General features: G+C 71.5%; 3 protein-coding genes. 2 read left to right on the top strand and 1 reads right to left on the bottom strand.

Annotated features, from left to right (window positions below; all coding sequences use genetic code 11):
• Nucleotides 1-959: 959 nt before the first annotated feature.
• Nucleotides 960-2,012, top strand: a complete 1,053-nt coding sequence (locus ABZX30_RS37965; protein WP_355942972.1) for a cation diffusion facilitator family transporter — start codon at nucleotides 960-962, stop codon at nucleotides 2,010-2,012.
• Between the two features lie 69 nt (nucleotides 2,013-2,081).
• Here ABZX30_RS37965 and ABZX30_RS37960 read toward each other — a convergent pair whose 3' ends face one another.
• On the bottom strand, nucleotides 2,082-2,354 hold the full coding sequence (locus ABZX30_RS37960; RefSeq protein WP_355942969.1) for an SHOCT domain-containing protein: 273 nt from the start codon (nucleotides 2,352-2,354) through the stop codon (nucleotides 2,082-2,084).
• A 207-nt stretch (nucleotides 2,355-2,561) separates the two neighbouring features.
• On the opposite strand from ABZX30_RS37960, the gene ABZX30_RS37955 reads away from it, so the two are divergent.
• A partial coding sequence (locus ABZX30_RS37955; RefSeq protein ID WP_355942967.1) for a hypothetical protein occupies nucleotides 2,562-2,741 on the top strand: 180 nt, incomplete at its 3' end.

Here is a 2,741-nt window from a genome sequence, read left to right as displayed (position 1 = left end):
GCGGCGTTGGCGGCGTTCGCGCTGAGCGCGACGGCGGCCGCGGCCGCGGTGGTCAGCACGGTGACACGCGTGCGACTGGGCTGCTTGGGTCGACGATGGGACGCCACAGGGGCGAACTCCTTCTGAGTGATCACCTGATCGAGGGCTCGGGCATGACCTTAATGACTTTCCTATGAACAGATCAAATGTTTGCATGACGGCCAAGTCCCGGAAGGCGACCGGCACAACGCGCACAGCGTCCGTTCCGACCGCGCGGTGAACACCCACCCGCGTTCATCCGTATCCCTCGCCGTACGTCCGTCCAGCCGCGCAACCGCCTTCGGAGTCGACACGTGTCCCAGCAGCAACGGCGTACCGGCCCGGCCCCCGCGCCCTTCGCCACCCGACTGGTCCGCGGTGCCGCCCTCGCCGGCAGCCTGGCCCTCGTCCCACTGGCCGCGGCCTGCGGCGGGGGCGAGGAAGAAGGGGCCGCCGGGGCCAAGGCGTCGAAGAGCCCGGCGGTGTCCGCCCAGCGGGCCCAGGTCGTGGCCCCCGCGAAGGTGGAGGTCATCGCCGCCCTGACGGACTGCGAGGTCGAGATCCGCATTGACGCCGACGAACTGCGCGAGGGTGTCTGCCACACCAAGGACGGCGACTACCCACCACGTTCCCCGAGGAGCGGTACAAGGAGACCTGGCTGGACACGATCAACCCCTACCAGGGCACCTACCTGGTCGGCGCCCGCTGGGTGGTCAGCGCCCAGCCGGACATGCTCAGGCGGTTCCGGACCACACTCGGCGGGACCATCGTCCACATGACCGGCACCCGTCCGAGCGCCGCCCCGAGCCCCACCTGAGTTTCCGCAGCTCAGTGCCTCCTTATCGGAGATGACAACGGTCACCGGTGCAGCCTTTGCCGGTTCCCCCGCCGATGCGTTTCACTGCGGTCGGGTATCCGACACGAGGGGGAAGGCATTCAGCATGGGCGATCACCAGCACGACCCCGTGACGGGGCACGGGCACGACGACCACGAGCACGGTCACGGCGCGGGCGGGCACGCCGGCCACTCCCATGGTGTGTCGGCGGACGCCGACCGCCGCTGGCTGGCCCTCGCCCTGACCCTGATCACGGTGTTCATGGCCGCCGAGGTCGTCGTCGGCATCGTCGCGAGCTCCCTGGCCCTCATCTCCGACGCGGCGCACATGCTCACCGACGCCGCCTCGATCGTCCTCGCCCTCGTCGCGATGCGGCTGTCGGCCCGCCCCGCCCGCGGCGGTTTCACGTACGGCCTCAAACGCGCGGAGATCCTCTCCGCTCAGGCCAACGGTCTGACCCTGCTGCTGCTCGGGGCGTGGCTGGCGTACGAGGCGGTGCGCCGGCTCATCAGCCCGCCCGAGGTGGCGGGCGCTCTGATGCTGGGAACCGCGCTCGCCGGCATCGCCGTGAACGTGGTCGCCACCTGGTGCATCTCCAAGGCCAACCGGAGTTCCCTGAACGTCGAGGGCGCCTACCAGCACATCCTCAACGACCTGTTCGCCTTCGTCGGCACCGCCGTCGCCGCGCTGATCGTCGTGCTCACGGGCTTCGCCCGCGCCGACGCCATCGCCACGCTCGTCGTGGTCGCCCTCATGTTCAAGGGCGGCTACGGGCTGGTGCGCGACTCCGGACGGATCTTCCTCGAGGCCGCTCCGGTCGGCTACGACCCCGACGCGATCGGTGACGAACTCGCCGCGCAACCGTCCGTCGTGGAGATCCACGATCTGCACGTGTGGACCATCACCTCCGGCGAGCCCGCCCTCTCCGCCCACGTACTGGTCGAGCCGGGCGGGGACTGCCACGCCGTGCGCCGGCACCTCCAGCAGCTGCTGCGCGACACGCACCGCATCGGCCACGCCACCCTCCAGGTCGACCATCTCGGAGAGGACGCGGACGTCGCGGAACTGCTGCAGATCAGCACGCCGTCGCCCGAGCCGGCGGAGCACTGCGACGACGCCCACGGCCCCGTGCACCGCCCGGGCCCGCACGAGCACTGACGCTCCGCCTCTCCCCGCCCCGCGCGAGACCCCGGCACACCCGGCCGTCGCCCGCCACGCGGACCGCGGTCATCGGGGGCCCGGCCTGTGGGCGGCCAGCCGTTCGCGGGCCGCGGTGTAGGTCTCGGCGTCCAGCTCACCCGAGGCGAAGCGGCGATCGAGGATCTCCTCCGGTGTCTCCCGTGGCGGCTGCCCGGGCTCGTGCCCGCCGTCCCGGCCGGTGGGGTGCTGCGTGAGCCGGACCACCGCCCACACGACGAGGCCGAGCAGCACGATCCACACGAGGGGCATGAAGGCCATCCAGGCCCAGCCACCGCCGTCCCAGTACCTCACTGTGCTCACCTCCCGGCGAGGCTTCCCCCTCTCACTGTCCCTCCGGACGGGGGGCGGTGCCAAGGCTGTCCGGCCCCTGTGCCGAGTGCTCCGCACCACGCCGGGTCGTGCGATGGCAGGTTCTGGTCAAGGGTGGACCAGACGTCTGAAGTGCCCTCCCCTCGGGTGATCGGGTCTCCTGCGACGGCCGTATCCCTGCCTGTTCGGGAGGTCCTGATGTCAGCCCCGGCCCATAAGAGACGATGGCTCACGATCTGCGCCATCGCCGCATCCGCCGGACTGCTCGCGCTGCCCGCGAGCGCCGCGCCCGGGCGAGGGCACGGCAGCCCCTTCGGGGTCCGCACGGAGGCGTCCGTCGACGTCTCGGCTTGGCCGTGCGGACCCGAGGACGCGGCC

Origin of the sequence: Streptomyces sp. NPDC004542, assembly GCF_040610035.1 — a bacterium.
In the GTDB taxonomy this organism is placed as follows: Bacteria; Actinomycetota; Actinomycetes; order Streptomycetales; family Streptomycetaceae; genus Streptomyces.
This window is presented reverse-complemented; position numbering and strand designations above follow the sequence as displayed.

Bases quoted from the DNA above. Each gene is read 5' to 3' on its own strand.
- ABZX30_RS37965 (WP_355942972.1), top strand. From the start codon at position 960: ATGGGCGATCACCAGCACGACCCCGTGACGGGGCACGGGCACGACGAC.